General features: G+C 73.9%; 5 protein-coding genes. All 5 read right to left on the reverse strand.

Annotated features, from left to right (window positions below; translation table 11 throughout):
• Positions 1–995 (reverse strand): radical SAM protein (locus VI078_16740; GenBank protein HEY6000935.1); only part of this gene is annotated, 995 nt, incomplete at its 3' end.
• A 24-nt stretch (positions 996–1019) separates the two neighbouring features.
• The gene (locus VI078_16745) at positions 1020–3314 is read right to left on the reverse strand and encodes an ATP-binding protein (protein ID HEY6000936.1); all 2295 of its coding nucleotides are present in this window, start codon (positions 3312–3314) and stop codon (positions 1020–1022) included.
• The gene (locus tag VI078_16750) at positions 3301–4173 is read right to left on the reverse strand and encodes a PhnD/SsuA/transferrin family substrate-binding protein (GenBank protein ID HEY6000937.1); all 873 of its coding nucleotides are present in this window, start codon (positions 4171–4173) and stop codon (positions 3301–3303) included. Before VI078_16750 ends, VI078_16745 begins: the two co-directional genes overlap by 14 nt.
• 128 nt (positions 4174–4301) lie before the next feature.
• On the reverse strand, positions 4302–5009 hold the full coding sequence (locus VI078_16755) for an ABC transporter ATP-binding protein (GenBank protein ID HEY6000938.1): 708 nt from the start codon (positions 5007–5009) through the stop codon (positions 4302–4304).
• An 11-nt stretch (positions 5010–5020) separates the two neighbouring features.
• Complete coding sequence (locus VI078_16760; protein HEY6000939.1) at positions 5021–5797, reverse strand: ABC transporter ATP-binding protein; 777 nt, start codon at positions 5795–5797, stop codon at positions 5021–5023.
• Positions 5798–5850: the final 53 nt, after the last annotated feature.

The raw sequence follows: 5850 nt of genomic DNA on the forward strand, positions 1-5850 counted from the left end.
GGCTGGCCCAGGCGCGCGGTCAGGGCGTCGCGGAACGCCGCGCGCTCGGCGGCGTCCGGCGGCCGGAAGCGCCCGAGCGGGTCCTGGACGTCGATGAGGTTCAGGATCAGCGGCACGCCGCGCAGCAGCCGCGCCAGGTCGGCGGCGTCCTCGTCGCCGGTGTTGACCCCGGCGATCATGACCCACGCCACGTTGACCCGCCCCCGCCTCAGGCGCGAGCGCTCGCGGATCGCCTCGGCCAGTTCCTCGACCGGCCACGCCGCCTCGTGCGGCAGCAGGGCGCGGCGCTTGGCGCTCGTGGCCGCGGTCATCGAGACGAAGAGCCGGAAGGGGTGGCCCTCCGCGGTGAAGCGGCGGATCGCCGGCACGACGCCGGCGGTGCCGATGCTGATCGCCTTCGCGGCGATGCCGCCGCCCCCCGGCTGGGAGAGGACGTAGGCGGCGCGCAGCACCGCGTCGTAGTTGAGCAGCGGCTCGCCCATGCCCATGAAGACCGCGCCGGTCACCGGCCGCGGGCTCTCGGCGCGCAGGCGCAGGAACTGGCCGACGATCTCGTCGGCGGCGAGCGCCCGCGAGAAGCCGAGGCGGCCGGTCGCGCAGAAGGAGCAGCGCAGGGGGCAGCCGACCATCGAGGAGAGGCAGATGGAGGCCCGGGGCTTCTCGAGGGGGATGCGCACCGCCTCGACGCGCAGGCCGTCGCGGAGCGCCAGCAGGTACTTGACGAAGCCGTCGGCGGCCTCGCGCCGCTCGAGCACCTCCGGCGCGTCCAGCAGCGACTCGCGCGCCACCGCCTCGCGCGCCGCGCGCCGCAGCCCGCGCACCCGCGAGAGGTCACCGGCGAACCGGTTGACCGCGGCCGCGAAGATCCGCCGCGCCTCCCCCTCCTCGAGGCCGGCTGCCGCGAAGCGCTCGCGGATCTCGTGCGGGAGCAGGCCGCGCAGCGCGACGGGCGGGCCGGCGGGCGGCGGGGCAAGGCACCCGAGCCGGGCAGTCATGCGGGCGGCACGCGGCGGCACCCCCTAGGCATCGAGCGCCTGGCGCACGCGCCGCAGCATCTCGGTCGGCAACAGCGGCTTGGGCAGCACGGGGACCTGGAGTCCCCCGCCCGCCTCGTCGCCCAGGACGCCCGCGGCGTGCCCGCTCATGAAGAGCGCCCGGACGCCGGGGCACCGCGCGCGGATCGCCTCCAGCGCCTCCTTCCCGCTCATGCGCGGCATGACGACGTCGAAAAGGCACAGCGCGACCGCGTCCGCGTTCGCGGCGAAGACCTGCACCGCCTCCGCGCCGTCGCATGCGGCGAGCACGCGGTAGCCGGCGCCCTGGAGCACGTTCTGCGCCAACTCGCGCACGTTCTCGTTGTCCTCGGCCAGCAGCACGGTCTCGGTGCCGCCGCGGACCGGCTCAGGGGCGCGCGGCACCGCGGACTCCTCCACCTCCGCGGAGGTCAGCGGCAAGTAGAGCCGGAAGGTGCTGCCCTTGCCGACCTCGCTGTAGACGCCGATCTGCCCGTGGTGCTGCCGGATGATGCCGTGCACGATCGAGAGGCCAAGGCCCGTCCCCTTGCCCGTCTCCTTGGTCGTGAAGAAGGGCTCGAAGATGTGCTGGCGGGTGCGCTCGTCCATGCCGCCACCGGTGTCGGCGACCTCGATCAGCGCGTAGTGGCCCGGCGCGTCCAGGCCATGCACCGCCGCGGCCTCCCGGTCGCAGGCCATGGCCCGCGTGGCGATGACCAGGCGACCCCCGCCGGGCATCGCGTCGCGGGCGTTCGTGCACAGGTTCATCAGCACCTGCTCGAGCTGGCCCTTGTCGGCGACGGCCACCAGCCGGCCGCCCGAGAGGTTGAGGCTGACCTGGATGTCCTCGCCGAGCAGCCGCGCGATGATCTTGCCCATCCCGAGGATGACGCCGTTGACGTCCACCGGCGCCATCTGCATCACCTGCTTGCGGCTGAAGGCCAGGATCTGCCACGTCAGCTCCCCGGCCTTCTCCGCGGCCGCGAGCACCTGGTCGCAGTAGTGCTCCTGGCGGGTGCCGCGGCCCGCCAGCTCCCGGCCGAGGCTGGCGTAGCCGACGATCGCCATGAGCATGTTGTTGAAGTCGTGGGCGATCCCCCCCGCGAAGCGGCCGATGGCCTCCATCTTCTGGGCCTGGAGCAGCTGCTGCTGGAGGACCGTCCGCTCGCTGATGTCCACGAAGGCGACCACCGCCCCCATGACCCTCCCGTCCTGGACGACGGGGTGCGACCAGTACTCGACCGGGAAGCTCGTCCCGTCCGCGCGCCAGAAGACCTCGTCGGCAACGTGGACGCCGCGGGCCTCCCGGTACGCGAGGTAGATGCGGCAGTCGGCCTCCGGATAGGGGCTCCCGTCGGCGCGCGTGTGGTGGACGAGATCGTGCATGTTGCGGCCCAGCAGGTCCTCCTCGCGGACGAGGCCGAGCTGGCGCAGGCAGGAGGGGTTGCAGAACGTGCAGACCCCGGCCGTGTTCACGCCGTAGATCCCCTCGGCCGTCGACTGCAGCAGCAGGCGGATGTGCTCCTCCTTCTCCTGCAGCGACGCCTCCGCCCGGCGGCGGCGGTCCAGCTCGCGCGAGAGGTCCCGGCTGCGCTCGCGCACGCGCTCGAGGGCCCCGTTCACCGCCGCGCCGATGCGGTCGAACTCGGCCGTGCCCGTGGCCGGGACCTCGCGGTCCTCGTCGAGCGCCGCGACCATCGCCCCCAGCGGCTGGCGCAGCTGGACCCAGAGCAGCCCGAGGAGCGCCACCGCCAGGACAACCGCCCCGGCTCCGAAGAACAGCGGCAGGAAGGCGATCTCCCGCCGCAGCACCGCCGTGGCGTCGTGGCGCCCGACGGTGGTCACGACCCAGCCCCAGAGCGGGAACTCCAGCGTGCTGCAGTGCAGCTCCACGCCATTGACTCGCTCGGTGCAGTAGCCCGGCTCGCGCTGCGCTGCGACGGCGCGCGTCGCCGCGGGATCGAGCGTCGTCAGGACCAGCGAGCCGTCGGTCCCGGAGATCACGCCGCCGAGCCCGCCGCGCGACCAGATCTCGCCGATCTCCCCAGCGACCGTGCGCTGTTTGGCCTCGGTCACGACCGGGTTGCCCTCGAGCCGCGCGGTCGTCAGGTCGTGGGCCGCAACCTCCAGGGCGAATCCGACGTTGCCGCTGACCGTGAGCACCGTGAACTCGTGGTAGTCCTCGCGCACGCTCCGGGCGATGAAGACGAGCGCGACCACCATCATGGCCGAGAGCCCGCCGACCAGGAGCAGGGCGGGCAGCAGGAGCCGGGTGAGCAGGCCGGCCTTAACGGCTCTCATGCATCACGGCTTCGTACATGTCGCGCAGCCGCAGGACCGCGGGGAGGAATTCCGGCGCCGGCGCGGCGAAGCCGTTGGCGATCTCGTCGTCCCAGCCGCGCATCGTCTCGGCGTCTGCGGCGCGCTCCTTCGGGCGCAGCGGCAGCAGCGCGCCCGCGAGGCGCTCCCGGACGGCCGGCGACAGGGAGGGGAGCGCGACGAACGCGAAGTTCGGCAACTCCGCCGAGGCCTCGAGCAGGCGCACGGGCTCCTTCTCGAACTTGCGATAGAGGTTCTCCTTGACGCCCGCGCCCGCGATCTTGCGCTCGAGCAGCGTCGTCATCAGCTTGTCCTGGCTCTCGGCGTAGACCTCCTCGAAGGAGCCGGGGCCGAGGCCGGCGTCGCGCAGCATGCTCAGCGGAACGATGTGCGCCGCCGTGGAGCCGCGGAAGAAGCCGACCTTCCTGCCGCGCAGCCCCTCGGTCGACGTCACCGCGGGGTCGCTGGTCAGCAGCATCGCGCGGTAGACGGGCCGCAGGTCCTTCCCGAGCGCGACGACGAAGGGGACCGCGCCGCAGCGCGCGTTCACGCGACCCGCCGGCACCGGGCCGAGAAACGCGACGTCAACCTCCCCGGCGCAGACGGCCGCGATCATCTCGTCGTGGCTGGTGACCAGCTTCAGCGTCCACGGCTCGCCTGTCGCACGGCCGAGGTACTCGACGAACGGCGTGTAGAGCTGCCACATCCGCTCGGGAGCGTAGAAGGGAATGATCGCGAGGGTGTGCACGGGAGCCGTGCCGCTCTCGACGGCACGCAGCGGCGCGGGGGCCAGGACACCGAGCGAAAGGGCGACCAGGACGAGCATCCGCGGCACGTACATCGCATCCCCCCTCGTCCCGCGCGCTCACGGAGGCCAGCGCATCCCGCGGCCCGGAGCCGCGTTACGGGCAGCAGTTTCCTCCCGTCGCAGCGCGCCGTCAAGATGCCCGGCGTGCCGCGGGACGACCATCAGAGCCCGAGGTATGCGCGCCGGACGTCGGGGTCCGCGAGCAGCTCGGCGCCGCTGCCCCGCAGGCCGATGCTTCCGTTCTCGAGGACATACCCGCGGTGGGCCACCTGGAGCGCAAGGTGCGCGTTCTGCTCGACGAGGAGGATCGTCGTCCCCCGCTCGCGGTTCATCCGCCCGATCGTCTCGAAGATCTGCCGCACCACGAGGGGGGCCAGCCCCAGGGAGGGCTCGTCGAGGAGCAGCAGCCGCGGCGCGGCCATGAGCGCCCGGCCGATGGCGAGCATCTGCTGCTCGCCGCCGCTGAGGGTGCCGCCGGGCTGCGCGCGGCGCTCCGCCAGCACCGGGAAGAGCGCCCAGACCGCCTCGCGGTCGCGGCGCACCCCGGCCGGATCGCGGCGGAGGAAGGCGCCCATCTCCAGGTTCTCGGCGACCGACAGCCGCGGGAAGATGCGGCGCCCCTCCGGAACCTGGACGACACCGAGGCGCACGATCTCCGCCGGCGCGAGCCCATGGATCGGCCGCCCCTCCAGGAGGATCTCGCCGGCGCGCGCGCGGACGACGCCGCTGATCGCCATGAGCGTCGTGGTCTTGCCCGCGCCGTTGGCGCCGATGAGCGTGACGATCTCGCCCGCCCCCACGGAGAGCTCGACACCGGCGAGCGCCTGGATCGCACCGTAGCCGGCGGCGACGCCGCGCAGCTCCAACAACACGGCGTCGCTCACGCGCCCCCCAGGTAGGCGCGGATCACCCCGGGGTCCGCACGCACCTGTGCCGGCGTCCCCTCGGCGATGCGGCGGCCCGAGTCGAGCACGACGATGCGCTCGGCGAGCCCCATGACGAGGCGCATGTCGTGCTCGATGAGCAGGACCGTGACGCCGTCCTCGTCGCGCAGCCGCCGGATCAGTTCGTCGAGCTCCGCGGTCTCGCGCGGGTTCATCCCGGCGGCCGGCTCGTCCAGGAGCAGCAGCAGCGGCCCGGTGGCGAGGGCGCGGGCGATCTCCAGGCGCCGCTGCAGGCCGTAGGGGAGGTTCCCCGCGCGCTCGCCCGCGAGGGCGGCGAGGCCGACCTTCGCGAGCAGCGCTTCAGCGGCGGCGGCGATGTCCCGCTCCTCCGCGCGCGTGGCCGGGCCGCGCAGCACCGCCCCGAGGACGCCGGCGCGGGTGCGCGCGTGCCTGCCGACCATGACGTTCTCGAGCGCGGTCATCGCGGGGAAGAGACGGATGTTCTGGAACGTGCGCGCGACGCCCAGCGCGACGACCCGGTCCGGCGGGAGGCCGCGCAGCGACACCTCCCCGTCCCCCGGGCGGTGCAGGACGATCCGGCCCGCCGTGGGCGCGCAGAGGCCGGTGAGGGTGTTGAAGAGCGTCGTCTTGCCGGCGCCGTTGGGCCCGATGAGGGCCGCGATCTCCCCGGCGCGCACACGCAGGTCGACGCCCTCGAGGGCGCGCACGCCGCCGAAGGAGACGCTCAGCGACGCGGCCTCGAGCAGGGTCACCCCGGCGGACGCGGCGAGGGCGGCGGCGGGCACCGCGGCGGGCGCGCCCGTCA

It is taken from the genome of bacterium, from assembly GCA_036524115.1.
Lineage (GTDB): Bacteria > JAUVQV01 > JAUVQV01 > JAUVQV01 > DATDCY01 > DATDCY01.